The sequence below is a fragment of the Limosilactobacillus coleohominis 101-4-CHN genome (assembly GCF_000161935.1).
Taxonomy (GTDB): domain Bacteria; phylum Bacillota; class Bacilli; order Lactobacillales; family Lactobacillaceae; genus Limosilactobacillus; species Limosilactobacillus coleohominis_A.
In genome coordinates, this window is the sequence record NZ_GG698803.1 from 321,277 (window position 1) to 348,030 (window position 26,754).

The 26,754-nt window shown below is 35.8% G+C and carries 27 protein-coding genes; 20 read left to right on the top strand and 7 right to left on the bottom strand.

Annotated features, from left to right (window positions below):
• Positions 1–13: 13 nt before the first annotated feature.
• Positions 14–652, bottom strand: a complete 639-nt coding sequence (locus tag HMPREF0501_RS04760) for a Fic/DOC family protein (RefSeq protein ID WP_006916733.1) — start codon at positions 650–652, stop codon at positions 14–16.
• Between the two features lies 1 nt (position 653).
• Positions 654–1,064, bottom strand: a complete 411-nt coding sequence (locus tag HMPREF0501_RS08735; RefSeq protein WP_006916734.1) for a helix-turn-helix domain-containing protein — start codon at positions 1,062–1,064, stop codon at positions 654–656.
• Between the two features lie 169 nt (positions 1,065–1,233).
• Here HMPREF0501_RS08735 and HMPREF0501_RS09090 point away from each other — a divergent pair, with 169 nt between their 5' ends.
• Positions 1,234–1,596, top strand: coding sequence for an Rpn family recombination-promoting nuclease/putative transposase (locus tag HMPREF0501_RS09090; protein ID WP_223206783.1), 363 nt, complete (start codon positions 1,234–1,236; stop codon positions 1,594–1,596).
• Between the two features lie 9 nt (positions 1,597–1,605).
• Positions 1,606–2,028, top strand: a complete 423-nt coding sequence (locus HMPREF0501_RS09095; RefSeq protein WP_006916735.1) for a hypothetical protein — start codon at positions 1,606–1,608, stop codon at positions 2,026–2,028.
• Between the two features lie 30 nt (positions 2,029–2,058).
• Here HMPREF0501_RS09095 and HMPREF0501_RS04775 read toward each other — a convergent pair whose 3' ends face one another.
• Both HMPREF0501_RS04775 and HMPREF0501_RS04780 read right to left on the bottom strand, forming a co-directional pair.
• Positions 2,059–2,496 carry a GtrA family protein gene (locus tag HMPREF0501_RS04775; RefSeq protein ID WP_006916736.1) on the bottom strand — a complete coding sequence of 146 codons (438 nt, stop codon included), beginning with the start codon at positions 2,494–2,496 and terminating at the stop codon, positions 2,059–2,061.
• Positions 2,489–2,953, bottom strand: a complete 465-nt coding sequence (locus HMPREF0501_RS04780; RefSeq protein WP_040455874.1) for a flavodoxin — start codon at positions 2,951–2,953, stop codon at positions 2,489–2,491. Before HMPREF0501_RS04780 ends, HMPREF0501_RS04775 begins: the two co-directional genes overlap by 8 nt.
• Before the next feature lie 111 nt (positions 2,954–3,064).
• On the opposite strand from HMPREF0501_RS04780, the gene map reads away from it, so the two are divergent.
• The 4 genes from map to HMPREF0501_RS04800 all read left to right on the top strand — a co-directional run bounded on the left by map (position 3,065) and on the right by HMPREF0501_RS04800 (position 8,939).
• Entirely contained in the window at positions 3,065–3,925 is an 861-nt protein-coding gene (gene map / locus HMPREF0501_RS04785) for a type I methionyl aminopeptidase (RefSeq protein WP_006916738.1), read from the top strand.
• Positions 3,926–4,144: 219 nt separating this feature from the next.
• Complete coding sequence (locus tag HMPREF0501_RS04790; protein WP_006916739.1) at positions 4,145–4,759, top strand: hypothetical protein; 615 nt, start codon at positions 4,145–4,147, stop codon at positions 4,757–4,759.
• 238 nt (positions 4,760–4,997) lie between these two features.
• Positions 4,998–7,925, top strand: coding sequence for an LTA synthase family protein (locus tag HMPREF0501_RS04795; RefSeq protein WP_006916741.1), 2,928 nt, complete (start codon positions 4,998–5,000; stop codon positions 7,923–7,925).
• 123 nt (positions 7,926–8,048) lie between these two features.
• Positions 8,049–8,939, top strand: a complete 891-nt coding sequence (locus HMPREF0501_RS04800; protein ID WP_006916742.1) for a YihY/virulence factor BrkB family protein — start codon at positions 8,049–8,051, stop codon at positions 8,937–8,939.
• 44 nt (positions 8,940–8,983) lie between these two features.
• Here the strand turns inward: HMPREF0501_RS04800 and HMPREF0501_RS04805 are convergent, their stop codons facing one another.
• Together HMPREF0501_RS04805 and HMPREF0501_RS04810 are read right to left on the bottom strand one after the other, a co-directional pair.
• On the bottom strand, positions 8,984–9,211 hold the full coding sequence (locus HMPREF0501_RS04805; RefSeq protein ID WP_006916743.1) for a DUF2922 domain-containing protein: 228 nt from the start codon (positions 9,209–9,211) through the stop codon (positions 8,984–8,986).
• 15 nt (positions 9,212–9,226) lie between these two features.
• Positions 9,227–9,433: a hypothetical protein gene (locus tag HMPREF0501_RS04810; RefSeq protein WP_006916744.1), complete on the bottom strand. Its 207-nt coding sequence runs from the start codon at positions 9,431–9,433 to the stop codon at positions 9,227–9,229.
• Between the two features lie 98 nt (positions 9,434–9,531).
• Between HMPREF0501_RS04810 and recX the strand changes: the two genes are divergently transcribed.
• The 7 genes from recX to HMPREF0501_RS04845 all read left to right on the top strand — a co-directional run bounded on the left by recX (position 9,532) and on the right by HMPREF0501_RS04845 (position 16,885).
• A complete protein-coding gene (gene recX / locus HMPREF0501_RS04815) occupies positions 9,532–10,323 on the top strand; it encodes a recombination regulator RecX (protein WP_006916745.1) in 792 nt (263 codons plus the stop codon).
• 107 nt (positions 10,324–10,430) lie between these two features.
• Entirely contained in the window at positions 10,431–11,072 is a 642-nt protein-coding gene (locus tag HMPREF0501_RS04820; protein ID WP_006916747.1) for a sugar transferase, read from the top strand.
• An 11-nt stretch (positions 11,073–11,083) separates the two neighbouring features.
• Complete coding sequence (locus HMPREF0501_RS04825) at positions 11,084–11,845, top strand: DUF4422 domain-containing protein (RefSeq protein WP_006916748.1); 762 nt, start codon at positions 11,084–11,086, stop codon at positions 11,843–11,845.
• A 17-nt stretch (positions 11,846–11,862) separates the two neighbouring features.
• Positions 11,863–13,074, top strand: a complete 1,212-nt coding sequence (locus HMPREF0501_RS04830) for a hypothetical protein (RefSeq protein ID WP_006916749.1) — start codon at positions 11,863–11,865, stop codon at positions 13,072–13,074.
• Positions 13,043–13,687 carry a YveK family protein gene (locus HMPREF0501_RS04835; RefSeq protein ID WP_006916751.1) on the top strand — a complete coding sequence of 215 codons (645 nt, stop codon included), beginning with the start codon at positions 13,043–13,045 and terminating at the stop codon, positions 13,685–13,687. Before HMPREF0501_RS04830 ends, HMPREF0501_RS04835 begins: the two co-directional genes overlap by 32 nt.
• Before the next feature lie 619 nt (positions 13,688–14,306).
• Complete coding sequence (locus HMPREF0501_RS04840) at positions 14,307–15,323, top strand: hypothetical protein (protein ID WP_006916752.1); 1,017 nt, start codon at positions 14,307–14,309, stop codon at positions 15,321–15,323.
• Between the two features lie 251 nt (positions 15,324–15,574).
• A complete protein-coding gene (locus HMPREF0501_RS04845) occupies positions 15,575–16,885 on the top strand; it encodes an ISL3 family transposase (protein WP_006916753.1) in 1,311 nt (436 codons plus the stop codon).
• A gap of 102 nt (positions 16,886–16,987) precedes the next feature.
• Here HMPREF0501_RS04845 and HMPREF0501_RS04850 read toward each other — a convergent pair whose 3' ends face one another.
• Positions 16,988–18,052, bottom strand: coding sequence for a glycosyltransferase (locus HMPREF0501_RS04850; protein WP_006916754.1), 1,065 nt, complete (start codon positions 18,050–18,052; stop codon positions 16,988–16,990).
• 124 nt (positions 18,053–18,176) lie between these two features.
• Between HMPREF0501_RS04850 and glf the strand changes: the two genes are divergently transcribed.
• From glf to HMPREF0501_RS04885, 7 genes are all read left to right on the top strand, one after another.
• Positions 18,177–19,292 carry a UDP-galactopyranose mutase gene (glf, locus tag HMPREF0501_RS04855; protein ID WP_006916755.1) on the top strand — a complete coding sequence of 372 codons (1,116 nt, stop codon included), beginning with the start codon at positions 18,177–18,179 and terminating at the stop codon, positions 19,290–19,292.
• Between the two features lie 6 nt (positions 19,293–19,298).
• Positions 19,299–20,723: a flippase gene (locus tag HMPREF0501_RS04860; protein WP_006916756.1), complete on the top strand. Its 1,425-nt coding sequence runs from the start codon at positions 19,299–19,301 to the stop codon at positions 20,721–20,723.
• A gap of 21 nt (positions 20,724–20,744) precedes the next feature.
• Positions 20,745–21,788, top strand: a complete 1,044-nt coding sequence (locus HMPREF0501_RS04865; protein WP_050755752.1) for a glycosyltransferase — start codon at positions 20,745–20,747, stop codon at positions 21,786–21,788.
• 5 nt (positions 21,789–21,793) lie between these two features.
• A complete protein-coding gene (locus tag HMPREF0501_RS04870) occupies positions 21,794–22,870 on the top strand; it encodes an acyltransferase family protein (protein WP_006916758.1) in 1,077 nt (358 codons plus the stop codon).
• A gap of 82 nt (positions 22,871–22,952) precedes the next feature.
• On the top strand, positions 22,953–24,446 hold the full coding sequence (locus HMPREF0501_RS08540) for a C39 family peptidase (protein ID WP_050755753.1): 1,494 nt from the start codon (positions 22,953–22,955) through the stop codon (positions 24,444–24,446).
• Positions 24,447–24,502: 56 nt separating this feature from the next.
• Entirely contained in the window at positions 24,503–25,519 is a 1,017-nt protein-coding gene (locus tag HMPREF0501_RS04880) for a DUF6625 family protein (RefSeq protein ID WP_006916760.1), read from the top strand.
• 12 nt (positions 25,520–25,531) lie between these two features.
• The gene (locus HMPREF0501_RS04885; RefSeq protein ID WP_040455876.1) at positions 25,532–26,620 is read left to right on the top strand and encodes an acyltransferase; all 1,089 of its coding nucleotides are present in this window, start codon (positions 25,532–25,534) and stop codon (positions 26,618–26,620) included.
• Positions 26,621–26,754 lie beyond the last annotated feature (134 nt).

Sequence of the window (26,754 nt, forward strand, 5' to 3'; positions counted from 1 at the left end):
CAGAGATAAGGAATTAGTGGATTTCCTTATCTCTGTTTAACTTTTCCATATTTAATAATTGCTTTTTAGCATTCTGTTGAAAGGCCACCTGCTGGCTATCAATATCTGTAATTTTGATAAACTTTTGTATTTTTACCAAGTCGGATTGGTTTAGGGCAACAATGACTTCACGATCTTGCCGATTGTAATCAATAGATTGGTGATGGTTAGCCGCAAGCAATTGGATAAATAAACGGGTAGTACGGCCGTTTCCCTCCCTAAAAGGGTGTAGATAATTCAGTGAATCTAGTAATTGTGCATATTGTTTACTGGTTGGCTTCACCGTGTTTTTAATCATCTTTAATTGGTGAGTAATATTAGTAATGGCGGTGTCAAAGGCGGTTGGCGGCATAAAGTCTGTTTTACCTTTAGATAAATAGTAATCACGAAATTGACCGGCCCAACTATAAATTTCTCCAAATAGGAACTGGTGAATTTTAGCATAATCATCAATGCTCTTAATTACATAGCCATGATGTAATAGCCAAACAGCATTGTGAGCTACCGTACGATACTCCACCATTCTTAACTTAGCCGCATCTTGTAAATTGAGCTTATTACGAAGAGTACCGTTAGGGTAGAGAAAGTATTGTTTCAGTTCTTCGTCGGTCATGTTATTCACCGAAAATTTCTTTAAATCTTTGATTTAACTCTGGATGACTGATTTCAGCAAAAGCTTTTAGTTCTTCAATGTCTGCCCGAGAAGGTTGCCATCCCTCCATCACGTTGTTTTTCACAGAAAATTTAATATTCCGATAGATCTCTGGATCAGCGATTTTAACTCCCTGGATGGTTTGAGCCTGATCGTCAATTGTTAAGGAATATTGGTCCCCCTGTAATAAGTGGAGCAGTTTTTCTGGGGATTCATTAATGGCTGTTGCAACCCCGTTAAGGATTCGAATGGTCCAAGTGCTAATAGGGCGTTTAAAGGCATTGCTAAGTGTAGTTTTGCTAATCCCTGATTTATGGGAAATATTGGTGATATTGGTATCATAGTTGGCCATTACTTCGTTGACGCTCATCATTATGAATCACCCCCTTAATAAAATTATTTTAGATCTATTATACCAAATATAGTATATTGGTTACCAGAACAGGTACAAATGATACACATTTTCTTTTTGCTAATTTACAGAATAAAAATTATCACCTTTGCCGTAATTAAATGATAGAGGCAAAAAAGAGGTGGTAATTATGAAAAATCAGATTAGCCTTCAGGAGGACTTTGTATTCGGTAGTGTAATGAGTAACCGGAAGTTGTGTCAGCACCTCATCCAACTTATACTACCGGAACTCAAAATTAGTCATATTAAATTTCCCACGCTGCAAAAGGCTGTTCAGGAAGATCCGCGACAGCATGGTGTCCGCTTTGATGTCTACACAGAGGATCAGAATGGTGTGTACGAAATTGATATGCAGGTACGACATACAAAAGGACTAGCAAAACGGGTTCGGTATTATCAGAGCCGAATTGATGGTGATTTATTAAATCATGGTGAAGGTTATGAATTGATGAAACGGTCATACGCCATTTTTATTTGTCCGTTTGATCCATAGGGAAAGGGATTGCACAAATACGAATTTCGTAATTTGTGTGTTCATGATCATAAAATTGAAATGATGGATGGTCGCACAGCAATCTTTCTTAATACCAAGGGAATTGCAAATGATGTCTCAAAGGCCTTGCAAAACTTCTTGCACTACGTGGATAATAAAGAGGTAGAGAATGATCAGTATGTGGATGAACTCCACGATTACATTCAACAACTTTGTCAAAACACTAAGTGGAGGAATGATTATATGGATAATAAAACACATATGATGTTTCATGATGAAGATGTCCGTAAAGAAGGGGAAAACAGTGCCATTAAAAAGATGATTGCTATGACGCGCCAGTTAGGTGTTCCAGAAGATCAGTTGCGACAAAAAGTCCAGGCTGAATTTCACCTATCAGATCAAGAAGTTGCAAAGTTGTTTGCGGATAATTAAAAGGAGTTGGCGATATTTCGCGTCAACTCCTTATTTGTCCTCAATTTTATCGTTGCTTTTAAAAATTAACCATTTTGAGAAAATGTAGTTAGCGATTACCACCACGACGTTATCTAATGTTTTGGCGATTAATTGCTCAAGCGGTGCTCGCATTCCCAGCACGCTTAATGCTAACCACATGAATGCCATGTCCATCAATAGGGTAACGCCCCGGTAGAAGAAAAATTCAATAATTTCAATCCAAAAGGCTTTCCACGTGGTGTAGGGTGAACCAAATACCCAGACCTTATTAGTAAAGAAGGCCACCAAGACCGATAAGAACCAGGCAATGACGGTGGCCACTTCGTAGTTCCAATGCAATCCCGTACTCATCCATTGGTAAGAAGCAATGTTAACGATCGTGGTAACTACACCCCAAAAGAGGTAGGCGACAACCTGCTTATATTTATTCCAAAGTTCCTTAATCATTACCTGCTCCTGTCTTGGCTTGATCGATGAGCTTGTCGACAAAAGCGTCTAGTGTCTTAATGTCGTCCTCATCAGGTGCTAGGTTAATGTGGACGTTTTCCGCTCCCTTAGTAGCGCCAGCAACGTCAAAGGCTTCGCCAAATTTATCGACAGCAACACAAAAATCGTCCGCGTAAGCAGTATCACCAGAACCAGCGACGCCGTACACTTTGCCATGCAGGTCTGATTCCTGTAGATCGTCAAAGAAGTCTAGGCCTTCATCTGGTAAGGCCCCTTCATCGTAGGTGTATGGACATACAACACAAATGTCCGCATCTTCAAAGTCTGCGACATCGGCCATAGTCATTTCATTTTCGTCGACTTCCACACCATGGCTTTCGAACGCATCGGTAACGATATCGGCAACGTCTTCGTTATTTCCAGTAATGGTTGCAAATACAACAACTGCTTTCATCATGATTCCTCCGTTCAATTAAATGCAAGGGCTAGTATATCACAAAAGCGGTTCGTTGCGGATAGTGCTATACTAAATACTGAGATTTTAAAAATTAAGGGAGTAATTCAGAACATGATTAGTCTTAAATCACCCCGAGAAATTCGGGCAATGGAAGTTGCTGGTGCTGCGCTGGCGGGGATGCATATTGGTCTCCAAAAGATTGTTCGTCCAGGAATTTCATCATGGGTTATCGAAAAATTTGCCCGGAAGTATTTCAAGGCTGCTGGTGCAAAGGCAGAACAAATTGGTTTTGAAGGTTACAAGTACGCAACCTGTGTCAGTGTGAACGATGAAATCTGCCACGGTTTTCCACGGAAAAAGCTGATCTTAAAGGATGGCGATTTGGTCAAGATTGACACTGTAGTTAGTGTTGATGGTGCCTTTTCTGATTCTTGCTGGTCATATGCGGTTGGCGAAGTGAAGCCAGAAATCAAAAAGTTGATGGATGTTACCAAGAAGGCCCTTTACATGGGGATTGATCAATGTGTTCCTGGCAACCGGATTGGTGATATTGGTGCGGTTATTCAGCATTATACAGAAGACGAAAATGGCTATGGTGATGTGCGTGAATTTGTTGGTCATGGTATTCAACCAACGATGCACGAAGACCCAATGGTGCCACACTATGGTGAACATGGTCAAGGAGTTCGGCTTCGTAAGGGTATGACTATTACAGTAGAACCGATGATTAATACCGGAACCTGGGAAGCTGACACGAGTGATCCAGATGGCTGGTTAGCGAAGACTGCTGATGGTGGCTGGTCTTGCCAGTATGAACATACGTTAGTGATCACGGATGACGGTCCCAAGATTTTAACTTCACAGGATCCGGAAGCGGATGCCAAGTACATGTACGATGATGAATATGCGAAGGATTTAAAGCATTATTCAGAAATTGCATTACGGGTGGCTAAGCCATTTGAAGAAAAATAGTGAAAAGCTGTTGGAAATTATTCCAACAGCTTTTCTATTTTAAAGTTTAAAATGTCACAGCGCAGTAGCTGGCTGGCAGTTCAAATACTGATAAATCAGTATTTGACCCACCTAGCCATCCTTGCGGGGGTGGGAAGACGAACTAGACAAGCTAGTTCTGTCCCACTCCCTTTCGTACCTTAATATTGGGCACAATCAATATTAAGGAGCTGAAGTTGCATGGACGACCTGATCGCATATTTTCAAAACTGTTTAGAAATGGTATCGAATTTGATCACCCCACTCGGGGTAGTGACGGTAGCACTGAATATTCGCAAATTTTGTAATGATGTGGATGCTCATCGAAAGCAAGATGAGCAAATTTTGATTCAAAACTCAATTAATGTTTTACGGAAGTTTGCGGAGCAGATTATTCCAGAGGTAAAGTCAATTAACCAGAAGATGGCAAGTAAATTGCAACAAAGACAAAGAAAAGTGTTGGTGGAGATTAATGAAGAAATGGCTCCAGAGAGGAGTATCTCTATGCAAGAATTTATAAAAAAGCCACAGTGGCTATCAATTAATGACCGGTTAAGAAATGAGATTAAGGATGAATATAATTTAAGCAATATTTTTAATGAACTAGAGCAAGTTTCAGTCTATATGAATTATAATATGGTTAAACAGGATTTGGTTTTTAGCCCACTACATAAATTTTTACTAGATTTTATCAATGATAACCTAGACTATTTTAATCGTTTAAAGGAAAACCAAGTTCCATATATTAATCTAACTAGGCTTTATAATAATTGGCAAAGGTTTCTCATGATTAAGAAGAATAACAATAATGACTAAAGAATAGATGGAAAATCAAGTAATTAATAACGTACTTGCAAGACTAGACAAAGAAGATAAAGAACGTTTGAGAAAAATTCGCGAGAATTCATATAAAGTCTGGCAAGATTACAGCAAGAAAAAGTAGGTTGGCTGGAAAGATCTTTAATGATAAAGTAAATAATAATCACACCTCCACATTGACAGGGTTAGGTTATCTAACGACTAGGCGTGGAGGTTTTATTAATGGAGAAAATCAATGAAAGCAAAGAGAAATTCGATCCTATTTACCTGGGGGATTATTTTTACCATTTTGAATTTATGGTTGTGGAACCCGCAATTACCACTGGCTAACTATGCTATCAATAACAATAAGATGATGCTAATTCAGGTTGTGCACGTGATCTTAAACATTGGTATGACATTTATGCTACTGAAATATGGTCAGCTGTTTGTGAAAGCTAAACCATCTTTAGCAAAGTTAGTTAACAGCTGGATTCTAGTGATTATTCTGGGTCTGTTGGAAGTGCTGATCCAATTACTATGGAAGAACCAATTCCAATTATCAGACTTATTAAATAGTTTGTTTCCCTTCTCTAGAAACGTCATTCCGGTTGTGATGGGAATAATTCTATCAAGATGTTTGGTTCCATTTTATGCAAAATTAAAATTATCCAGTCGCCACCAAATTGGTGCCTCGCTATTGGCTGGTTTATTTGCTAGCACCATTTTTAACGCTAATTTATGGGGATTTGATAATAGTTATAATCTTGCCCTTACCATAATTATAGTAAGTATTGGTGCTTTACTGTGCGACCTGAAACTGCAGTTAAATCAACGGATACTAAAAATCTCAGTAGGGGGGGTATTTCTTCTTAATCTGCTTTTGGCAGCTGTAATGCCCCAAATTTCAGTTTCGGTTCACAATAATTTTTCTACAGCAGCGCGTTTCGCTAATCCTTCAAACGTCCTCACAATTATTGTCGCGCTTGGCCTGTGTTATTTATTTACCAAACAGCTTAATTTTCGGATGGTTGATACGATGCTGATTAGTATCACATTCGCTTCATACCCGGTCCTAATGAATTTGTTCGTTTCATCGATCGTCGGCCACTTTCCACATGCTGCCCTCCGGTATGGTGTTATGTTAATTTGTGCAATCCTTTTGATACCGGTCAGTTACTGTGGATTGCGCTTGCTAGATTTAATTTCCAAAACAAAGTGGTACGACCGTTATCACAAAACAGTTGCTAGTTTCAGAACGTTCACGGATATTAAGACGTTCTTGATACAACATTGGCAACAGCATGCACACCAATATTTAGCGATTGACTTTTGCTATCTTCTGGCTATTGTTTCGCTATTAGCCATGGATAATAGCTTGAAGTTAACGCCGAACGTAAATTACACATACAATACGTTGATTTATACGTTCTGCAATAAACAATCAATTATTATCTTCACGGCTTTCTTAATTTGGCTGATGTTCAAGCTGTTCCAGTCAATCACGAATAGTTTTTGGTGGGGGATTGGAATTACCACGATGATCAATCTCATCTGGATCATTGCCAATCGCATTAAAATTGGCGCCCGGAATGAACCAATTATGCCTTCAGAAATGATTATGTATCAGGCATACGGTAGTATTTTGAAAATGGTTAATCCATGGCTGTTAGTGTGTGCAGCGATCGTGATTGTTGGGGCTTGCTTAGCTATTTGGCGGGTAAACAGAAAGAAGCCGTTCACGAAGCTCTCAATAAAAGCGCGAGGATTTTACATCATCTTAACGATTCTTGTTTATGGCAGTGCGCTATTCTGGAATCATCAAGGTTCGCCAATTCAGACGGTTGTGCAAGGAATGGGTGTGGAATCGTACCCATTTAATCAACTAAGTGGGGCCCGGGTGAATGGACCAATTGTCCAATTTATGAGTAACGTTGATGTTAAGGTGATGGATCAGCCGACTGGATATTCTAAAGCAACGATGAACCGTTTAGCTAAAAAGTATCAGCTAACGGCTAAACAAATTAATCAACACCGGCAGAATAATTTAAGTGATCAAACAATTATCCTGAATTTGAGTGAAAGCTTTGCAACTCCTAATCGGGTTCCCGGAGTTCATTTAAAGAATGATCCAATTCCTTATATCAATAGGTTAAAGAAGAAAACGACCAGTGGGTTAATGATTAGTTCTGGATATGGTGGCGGTACTGCAAATATAGAATATATGTCACTCACGGGGTTAACCCTGGCTAACTTTACGCCAACGTTAGCGACGCCGTTTACGCAATTAGTACCATTTGCCAAACAATCATGGTCGATTAATCAGTTATTTAAAGATTCCACGGCAATTCATCCTTATGTCGGTACTTTTTATAGTCGCCCAACCGTTTATCGGAAATTTGGGTTTGACCGTTTTATGTATTTAGGAAGTCGCTATAAAATTCGTCATCAAAAGAAGATCGATCGGAGTCCCTACTTATCAGATGAGACCTCTTATCAGAACGTTGAAGATCAACTAAAGCGTAATCGCAAGGCGCAATTTATTAGTTTGGTAACGATGCAAAACCATTTCCCATATACGGAGCACTTCTATGATGGAGCAAGTAAGTACCAAGTTTCAATTCGTGGAGCAAACACTGATAGTGAGACGGTCGCTCAATACGCAATGGGGATTCATTACACGGATCAGGCTGTTCAGCAATTTATCAAGAAAATTAATCAAATGAAGCAGCCGATTACAGTGGTGTTTTATGGAGATCATTTACCCGGAATCTATCAAAACGATATGAGTCAGGATGGACTAAAGTTGCACGAAACGGATTACTTTATCTACTCAAATCCGGCTGCTCGCCAGCAAGGTGCTAAGCAATTTATCCATAACTCACGGGTTGTTTCGCCAAATGACTTTATCGCTATGCTGGCAAAACAAACCAACTCCAAAGTTACGCCTTACATCGCCTTATTGACCAAGGTCTATCAAGACCTGCCAGCGGTGTCGCTTAAGACCAGTAATGCGGATGCTAACGGTTATCATTCTGCTCCGCAATTTACCAATGAACAGGGTAAAGTTATTTCTCAAAAGTATTTTTCAAAATCACAAAAAGAACTTTGGCACGATTATCTTTTAGTTCAATATGATATGACAGCCAGTCACCATTATTTAGGAAAGAGTTTTTTAAAGTGATGTAATAAGTTTATCAATCCTCCAGGGAACGTAGAATTTCTTGGGGGATTTTATGTTGCAAATTTAAAAAAAGATGCGTTCATGATAAAATGGATGCATCTTTAACTTTATGAAGGGAACGACATGGAAGAGCGACGAGGCAAAATTAAACAATTTCTGGCGGTCTTTTTCCACCATTTTCAAATGGCCCAAGTGTCAGCTTCGGCTGCTGTTTTAGCGTACTATTCGTTATTATCAATTTTTCCGGCAATCCTGGTAGTCGGCAATCTTCTACCAATGATCGGAATCGATGCTAACACGGTGTTAGGTTATCTGCAGACGGCCGTTCCCGAGTCGGTGTTTGCCTTTATCAAACCAATCGTTTACGACTTTCTTCGCCATGGCAGTGGCGGGATTTTAACGACGGGGGCGGTCATTGCGCTATGGTCGACCAGCCAAGGAATTGCCGCCTTCCAACGGAGTGTTAACCATGCCTACGGGGTTGCCGAAAACCAAAATCCGATCATTAACCGGACGGTATCTTTTATCTGGATGTTGGTAGTCATTCTGATCCTGTTCTTAATGGCGTTAACCTACGGGATTGGTGAAGATTTGCTGCAAAGTCTGCAACCAATCTTCCGGTTCAACACGTCGTATATCAAGACCTTCGCCCAACTGAAATGGCCGGTTACGTTCTTCAGTCTCTTCATCGCGTTAACCCTGCTCTATTACTTCGTTCCCAACGCACGGGTGCGGTTACGGTATGTGGTAGTAGGGGCGGTAATTGTGGCACTCCTTTGGATGGGCCTGTCCCGCGTCTTTTCTATGTATGCCCAATTGCTTAGCCGGCGGGTTACGTCTTATAAGACAATCGGGGCTTTTATTGCTATGATGATTTGGCTGGATTTCTCTGGAATGTTGGTCATGATTGGGGCCACGATTAATGCAACCCTCCAAGAGGAGCACGAAGGCGAAATTGTGGAACGTCGTCACTTAATGCAGTGGATTCGTGATACTCGTCAACAACGTCCATGAGGGTACAAAAAAGGTCGGGATTCAAACGAATCCCGACTTTTCGTCTAGTCTTGTGAGGAATCAAAGATAACCTCATCAGTAGTGGTAACGTACTTGGCCGCCATGGCTTTCAAGTAGAGTAAGTCATCATCCTTTTGGAATAACTTACTTTCCACAATCTTATTCATGGCATCCCGAACAGTTTGTTCAGTCAAACCGTCATTCGCGTAGTTCAACTTCAGTGAGTGGCCTTTACCTAAACTACCCTTGAAAGATAAACTCAGTGTTTTCATAGTTCAATGTCCTCCTTAGTCGTGAGCGAGTGTTTCAGCGTTCGTCAAAGTGATATTTTGCACTGTTTCACCAGTTAAGATCACAATTGCGTCGAGGAATAGCGTGATTTGATCATCAGATGGGTTCGGGCAGATGTTATTAAATGTCCGGATTAGCCCATCTGGATGACGTTCACTAGTAACCTTGACTTGCAACTTGTTCGACTTAAATTGATGTTTCATGATAAAAACTCCTAAAAAATAATTTTGTAAGGGTGATCACAACTTACATTTCCTAATAACGGCTGCTTAATCAAAAAGTACACGGAGAAATTTTAAAAATGAAAAAAATTACTAAAATTGAAGCGCAAAAACGTAAAGGACGCTATAACGTCTACCTTGATGATCAATATGCCTTTCCGGTGGCGGAGAGTGTCCTGATTAAGTATCGGTTGATGAAGGGGATGGAACTGGATCAGAATCAGGTCGCCCAAATTACGACGGATGATCAGATTGCGAAGGCCTATGGACGGATGCTGGACTACCTTTCTCATCAATTAAGGACAGAAAAGGAGGTCATCCAGAAGCTTCAAGAAATTGAAACGCCGGAAGAATATTTTGAACCGATCCTCCAAAAACTCCGTGAAGAGCGTTTGCTTGATGATCATAATTACGCAATGAGCTATGTGCGGACGGTTATGAATACTGAACTGAAGGGGCCCAATGTGATTCGTCAGAAACTCAGATTGAAGGGTATTGGCGAATTAGATATTGATGCAGCGTTGGAGAAGTTTACGGATGAAAAACAGCTCGAGAATGCAATCAAGCTGGCGCAGAAATTATTCAGACGTTACCGAAGTCAACCAACGCGGCGTCAAGAAGAGAAGGTCCGCCAGGGATTAATGACGAATGGGTATCAGGCGGATATTTTTAATCAGATTCAAGAAGCGGTGAAGCCAGAGGCGGATGCTGATCAGCAAAATGAATTGCTAGATCGGCAAGCAACTAAACTCCTGCGTCGTTACCAAAAATATCAAGGCTATGAGCGGCAAATGAAGCTCAAACAGGCACTATATCGTAAAGGGTTCGACCTCGATGACATTAATGAATGGGTTATGGAACATTTAAATTAAGTAAAAAGGACTTTTTCAATTGTTGATTTACTGGTATTATAGGATAGTTAGTGTAATACAACTTTTTATTTTATAAATTGAAATCGTTAGATAGGAAATTTAAAATCATGAACAATTCATACAAAAAGCAGTCAGCTTGGTATTTGTTCTGGAAAAGATTAACTGATATTGTTTTATCAATCATTGCGTTAATCTGCTTTAGCCCAATCTTTCTTGTAGCTTGGATTATGTCCTTATTTGGTGAAAACAAAGGACCAGTATTTTTTAAGCAAACTCGAATTGGTAAATATGGTAAACCCTTTAAAATTTACAAATTCCGATCGATGATTGTAAATGCTGACGAGATTCTGCATTCAGATCCAGTTCTTTATCAAAAGTATGTGGACAATAATTATAAATTGGAGCCTGAAGAGGATCCTCGAGTTACTAGATTGGGACATTGGTTGCGTAAGACATCAATTGACGAAATTCCACAGTTTATTAACATTCTTCGTGGAGAAATGAGTATTATCGGTCCGCGGCCAATTGTGAAAGAAGAATTGGTTGAATATGGTGATCGAGTGGATAAGTTTTTGTCAGTAAAGCCTGGAGCAATGGGATTATGGCAGGCCAGTGGACGAAGTAATATTGGTTATCCAGAACGTTGTGATCTAGAACTTAGTTATGTAGATCGAGCTTCATACTGGTTTGACATTAAAATTATGTTTAAAAACATCATTAGTATCTTCATGAGCACTGGTGCGTATTAAGGAGATTTGTTTTGGAGATTAAAGTATTAGTAGCGGCACATAAAAATTATCAAATGCCAACAGATCCGCTGTATTTACCAATTTTTGTTGGTAAGGATCTTCATCCTGATGTAAACCATACTTTCCAAGGAGACAATACGGGAGATAATATTTCTTCTAAAAATGCCCATTACAATGAGTTAACAGCAATTTACTGGGGATGGAAAAATTTAGATGTGGATGCAATGGGCTTAGTACATTATCGTAGATATTTGAGCCTAAAGGACGGAAAGTCGTTTGATAATATCTTATCAATGAATGAAGCTCAAAAGTTAATGACAGAATATGATGTTATTTTGCCCAAGAAGCGGAACTATTATATTGAAACAAATAAGTCCCACTACCTACATGCTCATGAACATGAACCGTTTGAAATCATGGAAAAAGTGATTAAATCAGAGTATCCAGAGTATGCTAAATCTTTTAATAAAGTAATGAATCGAACGTGGGCACACATGTTTAATATGTTCATTATGAAGAAACAACCACTTGATGAGTATTGTACATGGATGTTTGATGTTTTGAGTAATGTTGAGTCTCAGACATATATCTCTAGTTATAACAACTATGAACAACGGGTTTATGGATTCTTGAGTGAACTACTGCTTGATGTCTGGTTAGATCACAATTCACAATATTCTACCCATGAAGTAAAGTATGTGTTTATGGAGCACACTAATTGGTTAGTCAAAGGCGGGAATTTTTTGAAGCGGAAGATCTTAGGACATTCGTAGTATAAAGGAATTCACCAATGAAAAAAGTACTGATAAATTTATATAATTTTGAATTTGATGGGCAGTTTATTTATGAAATTGCTTTTGTATATAACACCTTTTTAACTTTTCTTTCAGGCACAACAGCAACGGAATATCTCTCAGGTCAAATTATTCACTTATTAAGTTATTTAGGAATTGCTCTTGTTTTGTACAAGATCTTCTTTTTAGATAAGATTAATTTAAAGTGGTTGTTATTAGGTGTTGTTATTCTTTCATTATTAGTTTTAACATGGAGAACATCCAAAGATTTTTCTCTCTTTACCATGGGAATATTTATTTTGGGTGGTCGAGATGTTAATTTTACTAGAGTAGTTCATCTGTTCTTTTACGTTACTGTTATTCTTCTCATTGGCATTATGCTAATGTCAGGAATAGGGATTATTAGAAATTTAGTGTATCATCGATCTGGAGTGATTAGACAGTCGCTAGGTATTACATATCCAACAGACTTGGCTGCTCACATTCTTTATGCAGTACTAGCATATACTTACCTACGATTTGCGAAAATAAATTGGAAAGATTATTCTTTACTAATATTAATTGCTATTTTAGTTTATTGGATAACTCAGGCAAGGTTAAATACTATTTGTATTTTATCTATAATTCCAACAGTATACATTGGAAAGATGGCACGAAAGGGAAATAGTATTTGCAAATTTATATCTTCGTTTTATTGGACAATTCCTGTGACATCCGCGTACTTAATATTTATGCTTTCTTATTTTTACATTAGTTCAAACAAGATTTTCGAGAAGGTGAATAATCTACTATCTAATAGGTTGTATTTAGGGCATAAAGCTTTAAGATTATATTCGGTTTCTATTTTTGGAACACATATGCGTGAATCAGGATGGGGAGGAATCGAAGGACTTAAAATGATGGAACACAATACAGGTAGGTATTTTTTTGTCGATTCATCATTTATTAGAATGTTCATATTATATGGATTAATTATGGGAATTATAATTCTTATTATAATGACAATAATTTCTTGGCTATCTATTCAACGGGGCAGTTATAACTTGGCAAGTATTATTGTTATACTTTCCATGAGTGCGGTGATTGAGCAGCACCTGTTGGAAATTGCTTTTAATCCATTTTTTATTTCGTTAATTCCAATTTTATCTAGTATTAGTTTAAAGGGGAGTAATAACTTTGGAAAAATATACTCTAAAAGCCATAAGTAAAATATTTGGTAAAAGTATTGTTTTTATTATAATTTGTGCTTTAGTTGGTGGACTTGTTATGGGTTTCTATGCAAAAAAAAAGCAAGTAACCACTTACAAAGCTAAGCAAAATATTGTAATTTCCCATAACATTAATAATGTTAGTGGTCAAAATAATGTTGATGCGCAAAATTCATTAGTTAATGCTGATATGAATATGATGAAAACATATTCATCAATTGCAGAAAATATGAAAATTTCAGAGGCAGCCCATAAAGAATTACCTTCGCATTTGAAGAAAAAAATTAGTATAAGCGATATAAATTCTAGTGTAAATACTAGTACTCATGATCAATCCCTTGTATTAACTATCACCGCTAAAACTAAAAATCCTAAATACTCGGTAGCTATTGCAAAGTCAGTTGGAAAAGCTATGAAATATGAACTTCATGGATTACAACCAGGGTCGGGTGATGTAACGTTACTAGCTAGTCCAACTTATAAAGATGTAGATAGCGAAACAACTCCACATGCAAAAAAATATGCTGTTGTTGGGATTGCAATTGGTGGATTATTTGGGATTATTGTTTCCTTTAGTTGTATTTCTATAGAAAATTATCTAAAGAATAGATAAAATAGAACAATATTCGTGCTTAGGATTAGAATCTAATCTTGTCTTTTAATAAGCTGAGTGAAAAATTTAAAAATTAATCCTAATTGTGATCGTTTAATTGAGAAAAAGATTTCCTTAATTTATTTATGCTGGGTAAGAACGAAAATACGCCTTTAGTGTATTCTGTTCACTAGGTGGTTTTAAATATATTTACTATAATGATTAGCTAAGGCAGTAATTTGTAATATTGAGTAAGTTACGCATAGTCCTATGTCAGAACAACAATTATTCATAGTGGAATAAAAGATGAAAGCATTAAGTTTATCAGAAATTACTAATTTATTTAGGTCGTAATATAAATTTTCAATAGTGAGATGGAATTCCTTAATAAAGTCATGTAGAGAATGAATAATCACTTCAATATAGCTTTCTGGATGAGTAGAACCACTGAGTGAAGTCAGTAATATAAAAATACTCCTTCTCAAGTATCAGTATTTAGTAATTGAAGAATCTAGCACTGTTTCTACACTAAATAGAATAAATTCATGAGTAATTATCACATGAATTTACTAAGGTTAATGGTAGAGTGGTATTATCATGCTGACCATTAGGAAACAAGTCGAGTATAAGGAGAATAGTTATGACAGAAAAAGTACTGTTAACGTTTAAGGATATAGGAAAAAATCATGCTGGACCAAAAGCTACACACGACATTGAGCTTATACTAAGTAATAATGGATTTAAATCTAAAGAATTTCACTTAAATTTAAATTCCAAAATTGAAAAGTGGTATTACGCCCATTTTTATTTTGTTAAGTTGTTCAAGAATACTAATATAGATGAATTAGTTGTTCAGTATCCAGTATATTCAAGGTATATTATTAGAGCCATAATAAAAAATTTTAGAAAGTATTCAAATGGTAAATTATATTTTATAGTACACGATTTAGAAGGTCTGAGACTTTATAAAGATGATAGTATTTTTGGTATAGAAGAGATTGAATTTTTAAATTTAGTAGATGGTATTGTGGCCCATAATCCATCAATGAAAAAATACCTAGAAGAAAAAGGTGTTAAGAGTAAAATTACATGTTTAGATTTTTTTGACTATCTAGTAAATGAAAAGAATATTTATAAAAATCAAAAAAATAATATGAATGACAGAATTTGTTTTGCAGGAAATTTAGATAAAGCACCATTCATTAATAAGATGTCTTTAAATAGCATAAAACTTGATGTATATGGTATTAATAGATCGTCTTTGTATAAAGATGGAATTGAATATAAAGGGGTTTTCCCGCCTGATAAACTGCCACTTATTCTTAATGAGAAGTTTGGATTAGTATGGGATGGAGATAGTATTCAATGTTGTAATGGAACTTATGGTAATTATATTAAATATAATAGCCCTCATAAGGCATCTTTGTATTTAAGTGCAGGAATTCCTATAATTGTTTGGAAACAATCTGCTCTCTCTGAATTAGTGAAAAAATATAATTTAGGCCTTAGTGTTAACAATTTGAAAAATATTGAAGAAGTATTACACAAGATTCCAAACTGCGAATACAATGAATTAAAAAGTAATGCAATTCAGTATTCTAAAGTAATAAAGTCTGGACAAAATATTATTCGTGCTATTGAATCTTTGGAAAATTAGAAGTAGCTTTACATTGATATCATATCCCTACAAACGTAAAACTTAGATAGATACGATTAGTGGTCCCGTGCTAAATGATATTAATGCAAACTAAGGCTCTGTGTAAAAAATTATGTTTATGCAGACTGATCGAACGGTATCAAGCAGTAAGCTTGGTACTGTTTTTGTATTATGCTTAAAAATAAAAAACGGACAATTACCCCCTAATCACAAACCGTGGTAATTGTCCTCCAGAAAGGAACTTAATCCTCATGTGTAATGATATCAGTTTTTTAACAGGAATCAATGATCCTTACTTAAAATTTGATAAACCTGCCACTACGATCGAGAATGGTCAGAAGGTAATTCATCTTTTACAGTCTTTGCCGATGCATTGTCCGGTATGTGGTCAGTTAATGCAACGCAATGGCTGGCTCCGGAGGAGACCAGTCAAAATTAAGATCCTTTCGATTGCTGGACAACCAACGGTGTTAAGTATTATCAAACAACAATATCTTTGTAAGCCTTCGGCTTCTTGCCCACATCCCGTCACGTGCGTAGCCCCGATTCAGGGCATTCAGAAAGGCTGCCGCATTGCGAACCTGGTTAAACAACACATCACGTTAGAACTAACGCAAAACATCTCACAAACCACTATTGCTCGCCAGCACAACGTCTCCACTAATACCGTCAGTCGGGTGTTAACTCAAATGCAGGATAGTTTTACCCCTAATCGTCACTGGTTACCGGTCGCAATTGCGTTTGATGATTTTAAATCGGGACAATTTGCCCAAAGTGGGATGAGTATGATTCTGATGAACCCGCTTAACCACCGAACTATCGATATTATCGAATCACGACAGTCCAAAGCGTTACGTCACTACTTCTTATTGCACTATTCTTTCAAGGCATGTTGTGCCGTTAAAATTGTGGTCGTTGATTTATTTCAACCCTATCGTCGCTTAGTTCACGAGTTATTTCCGCATACCGTCATTGTGGCCGATCATTTTCATGTGGTCGTGCAAGCCTATCGTGCTTTACAAGCGGTCCGGATTCAGGTCATGAATCAATATGGGACCGGGACCCATGAATACCGGCTTCTAAAACGGTTTTGGAAACTCCTCATGCAGAAAATCGATCATCTTATCTTTAAGCATTATTACCGTCGACGGATCTTTGGCAACACCTGCTTGTCTAATAGTGAGATTGTTGATCGGTTATTATCCCTGTCTGACGACCTCAAGGTCGCTTATGAATATTACCAAACCTTGATTAGTGCCGTGAACTATCACGATTCAGCCGTACTCAGACAGTTATTAAGTTGGAAGTTAACCCAACTGCCGCAACCATTACAAAAAACGCAACGGACCCTTCAACTTCACAAGCAAGAGATTATCAATAGCTTTCAGTTCCAGCTTACTAATGGCCCCATTGAAGGGACCAATAATAAGATTAAAGCCATTAAAAGAACGGCTTATGGTTTCCGCAACTTTGAGCATTTCCGGATTCGAATTTTCCTCGCCCTCAAAAACTCTAATCTCATGGTAAAAGCTCAGCTCAAGCAGCTTCGCTGCTTAAACTAACCTCATCAAAATATCTCATCAGTACTGATTGATAAAGAGCCTAAATAATAAACGCTTGATTTCATATGGAGTAACAAACTCTATACGAAATCAAGCGTATTTTTATAAAATATTATTCAAAGCATTAGTGAAGTATTTACCATAGTTGTCGATAGAAAACTTCTGGCTACTATTTATTATTTGCTTTTGATCTGGCAAATAATTTGGATGATAAACCAGATCTTGCAAGTCGCTAGTTAATTGGTTTATATCGTGGGGTTTGTAAAGTTTTCCATTAATACCATTTTTGATAATATCATTAGGACCAGTTTCAATGTCAGAACTAATACAATAAATTCCATGCGAGATTGACTCACAAAGCACCATTGGTAGTCCTTCATAATTAGAAGTCAGGACCAACGATGATGCAACATTAATATGACTCCATGGTTCTTTAATAAATCCTTTCCAACTAAGGTGGTCAGATATCTTTAATTTTTTTGCATATTCTTTTACTGGTTCTGCATTGGAATCATCACCGTAAATATCCAGTGTCCAGTCTCCAGACACCTTACTCAATCCTTGTAGTAATTCACGAACATTTTTTTGTTTATCCAAATCAACTCTTCCTAAATAAATAAAATGACATTTATCCTTTGGACGGGGAATGACTTTATGGTTGCTTTCGACAGGGTTATAAATTAAAAAAATTCGGTGGTTTTGAATCCCTAATTTAATTAGTTGCTTTTTGATACCACTACTAATCGCTAGAAAATAATCAGCCGAATTTAAAAACAACTTTTTAATTGGTTTTTGTTGTAATGAATAGTGGTACCACGCAATGATAGGAATACTTAAATGTAGTCTTTTTACAGCAACTTTACTTAGAAGCCACATCACTGGATTAGTTGAAATAATAAAATCAGGTTGAGTTTTCTTAATTATTTTATAAATCCGGTGTGGTAAAAATGTTAAGTAGTAACTAGTTCGAATGAAACGTTTTGAGCTAATCTCTTGGATATGGATATCTGTACCGTTAGACCAATTATAGTCATTGCTTCCACCAATTGAATAAATGGATATTTTATATTGATTTTGTTTTGATAAAGCTGTGAATAAATTATGAATAACTGTTTCGGTGCCACCCTTTCCGGACATAAATGGTACCAATAAAAGACCTTTTTTCATTAATTAGAGCTCCTTGCCTTGTTTGATTTATAAATATAGATAGTTGTTTCTACTGTGCAAATACGATATTATTACAATAATTGACTAAAATAAACATTTAATTATTTAAAAGGAATTATATCAAATGAAATATGATTATTTAGTAGTTGGTGCCGGCTTATTTGGTGCCACCTTTGCTTATGAAGCTGCCCAACGAGGTAAGCGGGTTAAAGTAATTGAAAAACGCGATCACATTGCTGGCAATATTTACACCAAAGAAGTTGACGGAATTCAGGTTCATCAATACGGTGCCCATATCTTCCATACCTCAAATAAAAAAGTGTGGGATTACGTTAATCAATTTGCAGACTTTAATCGTTATACGAATACCCCAGTTGCTAACTACAAGGGTGAAATGTATAACCTGCCCTTCAATATGAACACTTTTAATAAGATGTGGGGTGTCCGGACTCCCAAAGAAGCCATGGCAAAGATTAATGAACAACGTCAAGAAATGGCAGGTAAAGATCCACAAAATCTTGAAGAACAAGCTATCTCTTTGATTGGCCGTGACATTTACGAAAAGCTTATTAAAAGTTATACGGAAAAACAGTGGGGACGGAAAGCTACCGAATTACCAGCGTTCATTATTCGACGGCTCCCTGTCCGTCTTACTTACGACAATAATTACTTCAACGATGACTATCAAGGAATTCCAATTGGTGGTTATACTCAAATTGTTGAAAAGATGTTGGATAATGACTTGATTGACATTGAACCCGGAGTCGACTTCTTTGATAAGAAGGACGATTATCTAAAGGATTATCCAAAAATTGTTTTCACAGGAATGATTGATCAATTCTTTAATTATCAATTAGGTGAATTAGAATACCGGAGTCTTCATTTTGAAACAGAAGAACTTAACGAAGATAACTATCAAGGAAATGCTGTGATTAATTACACGGATGCAGAGACGCCATTTACGCGGATTATTGAACATAAGCATTTTGAATTCGGCAAGAGTGATAAGAATAAAACAATCATCACTCGTGAATATCCGGCGGATTGGCATCGTGGTGATGAACCATATTATCCGGTTAATAATTCAAAGAATAATGGTTTGTACAAGAAATACACTGAACTAGCCCAGGATAAAGCTAATAATGTGATTTTTGGTGGTCGTTTAGGTCAATATCGTTATTACAACATGGATCAAGTTATTGCGGCTGCATTAAAAACTGTCGAGAAGGAGTTTGATTAGTGCACTATGAAAGTAATCAAGAATTATTTGTATAATGCAGGTTATCAAATTTTAATCATGTTGGCTCCACTATTAACCACTCCATATGTCGCACGAGTGTTGGGACCACGGGAGTCAGGAATTAATACCTATACGAATGGTTGGGTTACTTTATTTTATTTAGTTGGCCAAATGGGGATCACATTATATGGTAACCGTGAGGTTGCTTATAATCGCGATGATATTTATAAACGATCTCAAACCTTTTGGGGTATTGAGGCATTGCAGGCTTTTACTATCACTATTGCTCTTTTGATTTATTTATTAGCTGTTTTTCTTTTCAGTACAACCTTTCAAAAGTATTATTTTCTTCAGACATTTTGGATTATTGCCGCTGGAGTAGATGTTTCATGGTACTTTGAAGGATTAGAAGATTTCAAAAAGACAGTTACGAGAAATACGATTGTTAAGCTTATTTCAATCTGTTTAATTTTCTTATTTGTAAGAAATGAAGGAGATTTATGGAAATACATTTTATTGTTAAGCCTAGCTCAATTGTTTGGTAATTTAACTTTATGGCCATATTTAAAAGATAATGTTAAGTGGGTTAGTCCACGGAAGTGGGAACCTTGGAAACATTTGTATCCTTCAATTCTATTTTTTATTCCAACAATTACAACTCAAGTATATTTAGTTGTTAATAAATTAATGCTAGGAAAAATTGGTCAGCCAGCTTCTTTAGGTCAATATGATTATTCAGATCGAATTGTAAAGCTAGTTTTGGCAATTGTTACTGCAACTGGAACAGTCATGTTACCACATGTTGCTAATAAATTTGCAAATGGTGATTTTAAGGGAGTGCGGAAAAGTTTATATAGTTCATTTGATTTTGTTACATCATTGGCAGTACCAATGATGTTTGGATTGATGGCTGTTTCCTTTAAGTTTGCTCCATGGTTTTTAGGGGAGAAGTACGTACATACTGGAATGGTAATTTTTCTTGAGGCACCAGTCATCTTATTCATTGCGTGGAGTAATGTAACTGGAACACAGTATTTGATGCCAGTAAATAGGGTTAGGGAGTTTACAATCTCTGTAACGATGGGTGCAATAGTTAATATCATAGCTAACGCAATTTTAATTGGACCATATGCAGCTAATGGAGCATCTGTTGCAACCGTAATTTCGGAATTTTCAGTCACGGCAGTACAGCTATATTTTGTGAGAACGACAATAAAAAGGCGAAAGTTATTTAAAGATGTTTGGCGATATTTATTACCTGGATTATTAATGTTCTTAATTGTTTTTCGGTTTAATCAAATAATGCATATGAATATTATAAATCTGATGGTTCAAGTTATTATAGGTAGCGTTGTCTATGGTGTGGGGTTAATTGTATGTAAAGCGCCGATAGTCAAACAGGCTAATAGAATTATTGTGTCTAAAAAGTAATTTACAATGTTAGAGGAAAAAATGAAAAAAATGCTTATTATTGTACCACCTATGAGCGGACATGGTGGTACTGAGTCAGTCCTTAAGAAGGTTCTTTCAAGAAATCCTAATAGGTACTTTTTATTTGTGGTTTCTACAAAAGATAGTTTATGGCTTAAGGGAACCAAGATAGATGATTCTGATATTTATGTTGGAAACAACAATAAAATTAAGAAAATTATAGATCTGATTAAAGTTATTAAAAAAATTAAACCTCAAGTTGTTATCTCACTACATACTAATTATGTATATTTTCTGTTTCATATAAGAAGAATATTTAATTTACAATTTAAATTGGTATCATGGATTCATTTTTCTTTATTTAATGAACCATCTGTTAATACTAAGTGGTTAAAATTAGCAGATTATCATTTAGCAATTTCAGACGGAATTGCAAATCAGATGTTAGAACTAGGAATTCCATCTTCAAAAGTATTCAGAGTTAAGAATCCAATTGAACGCCAGTCCAAAATAATTTTTCAATCACCATGTAAAAGTAATTTTATATATATAGGCAGAACATATCTTCATGGGCAAAAAAACTTGGCGGAGTTAATGGATGGTTTAGCATTGGTTGACCACCCATGGCATCTAGATGTATATGGAGACGGCCCTGATTTTGATGCCTGCCAACAATATGCTCAAAATAAGGGAATCAGCAATAAAATTAATTGGCATGGTTTTACACAAAAGCCTTTTGAAAAGATAAAAACAGCTGATGCATTGCTATTATCATCAACATACGAAGGATTACCGATGGTGATTCTTGAAGCAATGAGTTATGGAGTCCCTTGCATTAGTTCAAATTGTCCCTCTGGCACAACTGAGTTAATTAAAAATGGTAAAAATGGATATCTTTATAACATGGGAGATAGTGATGATTTAGCAAAAAAAGTTATAAAGTACATCACCAATGGAGTAGAAATGACAAATAGTGAGATTAAATTAACGATTAATGACTTTTATGAAGATAATTATTTTAGTAGATTGGACCATACAATAGATAAAATTAAGGGAAAAGATTAATTCTTATGAGAACTAAAAAAAGAATTGAGTGGATAGATTTAGCACGAGGAATAGCCATAGTTGCGGTGGTTATTGGTCACTCATTGGGTAAGTATTTCCCAGGATATTTTGGTAATTTTATATTTGCTTTTCATATGCCAATATTTTTTGTACTTAGTGGATATTTATATAAAAACAAATCAAAAAGGTTGCTATTGAAGAATTCGTTTTTGAATCTTTTAATCCCGTATTTAACAACGATAGTGATTGAATTAGTTTTATTGTTTTTTTATAAGATATTTCCTAATTCTATTATTGCTCCAAGTAAAACATCATCAGTCAAAGAATTTCTTATTTCTAGTATCTATGCTTCTGGTGGTGCAGTTAAGGTACCATATTTTAATATAACTTTGATACCAATTGGAGCTTTGTGGTTTTTAGTGGCAATGTTTTTTGCAACCCAGATTTTTAATTTAGTAATGACAATACCTTTAAAAAAAAGCGTTGAACTCAAGAGAAGTATTATTTTTTTAGCTCTATCCTTCATAGGAACATATAGTGCAAGATTTATTTTTCTTCCTTTTTCCATTCAGCCTGCCTTACTAGCACAAATTTTTCTATATTTTGGCTATTTAATAAAACAGTATAATGTCATGAAACATATTAAATTGTGGATGAGTATGGTGATGCTGGTTATGTGGCTTGTTGATGCTAGGTATAACTTATTTGCTTTTGAAGGAGCTTCGGCTAATCACATTGTCTTTGCTATAGTGATCGGATGTTTGTCTAGCTTAAGTGTTATGATTTTTTGTCAAAAGTTAGGTAAAACGTATCATGGTAGCATCATTAATAGCGTCCTTATTTTTTGGGGTAGAGGTTCTTTGTTAATGTTATGCTTCCATCTGGTAGATTTAGATTTTGTTCAAATATGGCCAGTGGTAATTTCAATATTGGTTCCGATTAGTTATTTATTGGCTATTATTGTGGGTATGATTTATAGAGTGATATTCGCCTCATTCTGGACTTATTTAATTCCAAGATTACCTATTTTGAAAAATCTTTATGATAATAGAAGTCAGCCAATTAAAAAAATATTTCAGTAACTGAAAATTTCTTTTAATAAATATTGATTAATATTAAGGAACCTTTAAAATGTAGAAGTAAGTTTTTACTTGGGAGGAAAGCATGAAAATTATGAAACGACATTATAAGTTGTATAAGGCTGGCAAGAAGTGGTGTGCCATGGCCATTGCGTTGTTAACATTTACTGGGGCTACTTTGGTAACCAGCAATATTGTTAAGGCGGATACGAATCCGGTTACTACAGACAGTCAAGTGAAGACGGCACGGCCATCCAGTACAGCTGCTGAACGTGAACAAGCTAATGATGTTAGCGAACCGCTGAGTGAAAATAAAAACTTCACGACGGGAGAAACATCCACGGCTGATACTCCATCTTCAAGCGAAGAAACTAATCCAGTTAGTGATGGCTGGCACGATGGTGTATATTACCGTAACGGCGAAGCCGTAAAAAATAGTACTGTTGATGATGCTGATGGTTCAACTTACTTGACGGACGAGAATGGTCAAATGGTCAAAGACCATTTCTATAGTCAAGATGGTAAGATGCACTATTTTGGAACTGATGGTAGGGAATATAAGGATAAATTTTACTTCAATTGGGGTAAGACCTATTACTTTGGCTTAGATGGTGCCCGTTGGGATGACAAGTTCTATCAGAATTGGGGTAAGACATTCTACTTTGGTGATGATGGTGCTCGCTGGGATAATCGGTTCTACTTTAATTGGGGCAAAGCCTATTATTTCGGTAATGACGGTGCCCGTTGGGATGACAAGTTCTATTCTAATTGGGGTAAAGTCTACTACTTTGGTGATGACGGTGCTCGTTGGGACGATAAATTTTATCAAAACTGGGGCCGGACCTATTACTTTGGTGATGATGGCGCCCGTTGGGATAATCGGTTCTACTTCAATTGGGGTAAGACCTATTACTTTGGCAGTGACGGAGGACGTTTAGACAATCGTCTATATCAAAATTGGGGACATTCATACTGGTTTACTGGTGATGGCTCTTTGTTAACTAATGGGTATGTATTTATTCAACCATATGACTATTATGCAACGAGTGATGGTGTTTTACACACTCCTCAATGGTTTAGTCAGTTTACTCCAATCTTTGCCACTGAAGGATGTTCGGTTGCTTCGTCTGCAATTTTATTGAGTACTAAGAACATTTATTTCAATATGATGGAAGCATATCGAAATGTTCCTCAATATGGTGGGGTATTTAGCGGTCGCAACTTTAGAGGAATTGTTCCTATTAATGATTTAGCTAACTTCCTCCATCGTTATGATCCTACGGTAAAAAATATTAGTGGATCTAGTTTAAGCGATATTGCATCCATTGTTGCACAAGGTCATCCAGTGTTATACTATGGGTACTCCTCATATGAACGCACGTTTGCTAGACATGATCACGCCAAAGTTATTATTGGTGAACAGAATGGTAATTTCTTAGTATTGGATCCATGCTATAATCATCCTTGGGACGGACCATATACTGGTGGTGGAAACTACTATGACACTGGAGCTTACGCTTGGCGTTCATGGGGTAGTGTTGCCAGTGAGTATGGTGGAAGTGCAATTACAATTTATTAATTAAGAAAAGTCAGGCTCCTTCATATCAAAGGAGCCCTTTTTATAGGAGTAAAATAATGCAACAGAATGTCGTTATAATAATCCCGTATTATGGGCAGCTACCAAAAAATTTTCAAACATTTATTGAAACATGTAGGATGAATTCAAAAATAGATTGGTTAATAGTTACCGATTTAATAAATGATGATACAAATCTACCTAGTAATGTAAAGCAATTAAATTGGACATTTCAAAAATTTGTCCGTAACATGCGTGAAACGATTGGGAAACCGATTTGTTTAAAAACGCCTTATAAAATGTGTGATTACAAACCAGTCTATGGTGAAGCTTTTAAAAAATACATTGAAAGTTATGATTATTGGGGATATTCCGATATGGATGTAGTCTATGGAAACCTTTGGCAGTATATATCTACATCTATTCAACGAAAAATAGATAAAATAGGTAATTGGGGGCATTTAACACTTTTTAAAAATAATAATGATGTGAATAGTCGTTATAAATTAAATATCATAGATAATGATCAACAAATTAATCTATTTAATGAAATGATTTCTACGGATGATGTAACGCATTTTGATGAAACAAACGGTATTAATAAAATCTATGAAAAGCATCATTTTTCCTGGGAAACCAATAAAAACTTAGTTAATGACATTTTTTTTGAAAATTTAGATTTGCTCAGTAATGATTCAAGATTTTTCAATTATCCTGGTGTTTTTGCCTGGAATAATGGTAATGCAGTTTATTATTATCAACAAAATAATCAGATTAAGTCTCAAGACTTTGGGTATTTTCACTTTCAAAAAAGAAAGTTTAGGTATTTCTTGAATAGAAATACAAAAATGTTTTATGTGAATACCACTGGATACCATGCTTTAAATTCCTTAGATGATGAGACCATAAAACTAGCTATCCGAACTAATAAGTCTAAATTTAATAAAAGACTGAGGTACTTACTACATAATTATTTTAAAACTAATTTATTCACATCGAGGAAGATTGGTTCAGTATACTTACCCATAAAATATATCATCTGGAGAATTTTTAAAGAAAATAATTTTATCATTTAAAAGAGGGCAATAATGTCAAATTTAAAAAAAAGGAATTCTAGTTTTGAGTTGCTTAGAATTATTAGTATGTTTATGATAGTTATTCATCACTTTACCTATCATGGAACGATGTGGTCACAGTATAGCTCTACCAATCATGCTTTTAATGCTGCCGGCGCCTATTTTGTTTTATTAGGGAAAACAGGCGTTGATATTTTTGTTATGTTGGGCGCATATTTTTTAGTAGATAAAAGATTTAATTTCAGAAGGCCCATTTCGTTAATCTTAACTACACTTTTGTATAGTTTTACCATATTTTTAATAATTTATAGTTGTTTGCCTAAATTGTTAGAGCCAACACATATGACTTTATTGAAAGCTTTGTTGCCATTTCCAATACCTAATGGATACTGGTTTGTTAATTCATATATATTTATGCTTATTTGCATGCCATTCTTAAACAAGATTATTAATAGTTTTAGTAAAAGAAGAATTAAGCAATTAATAATAACATTAACTATATTATGGAGTATTGTCCCCACGTTATTGGCGATACTTCCAACTAAGCCAGATTTTTCCACAGATAGTATTGGATTTTCTGGTGGCACATTCTTTCTTCTTTTATATTTAATAGGTGCTTATATTAAAAAAAACGGTAGAGATATTAGAACATCAAAAAGCTTGTTTTACTTAGTATGTATAATTATTTTTAGCGTTTTTTTAACGTCACTGGGAGTTCAGACTAGACAAAGTTTCAAGGTACTTTCACTAGTTTCAACTATTTTTAATCCGATTTCCTTGATTGTAGCAATATTTATTTTTAGTTTTTTTACAAAATTTAACTTCCATAGTGTTTTGATTAATTATATAAGCGGATCGATGTTCGGAGTGTACTTAATTCATGACAATACGTTTTTAAGGCCTTATATTTGGAAACAGTTAGTTAATGCAAGCAAAATTACACAAGCAAATAGTTTTATTAGTTTCGCACTAGTAAGCTCTATTGAGGTTTTTGTAATTTGTCTGATGATAGATATTATTTTTAGAAGAATTTTACTTAAGTGGCCTCTTAAAGAATTAACTCAGTTGATAAGTAATTTATTTACTAAGATATTTAAATAGTTATTTGAGTTCCTTTACATTATTATTTCAAACTTTACCGATTATTTATAAATGAGTAGATTGCTAGCATTTGATTATAATTGTGATAACCTATACTTTGATGAGTTTGAAAACGATGGAAAGGAACATAACAC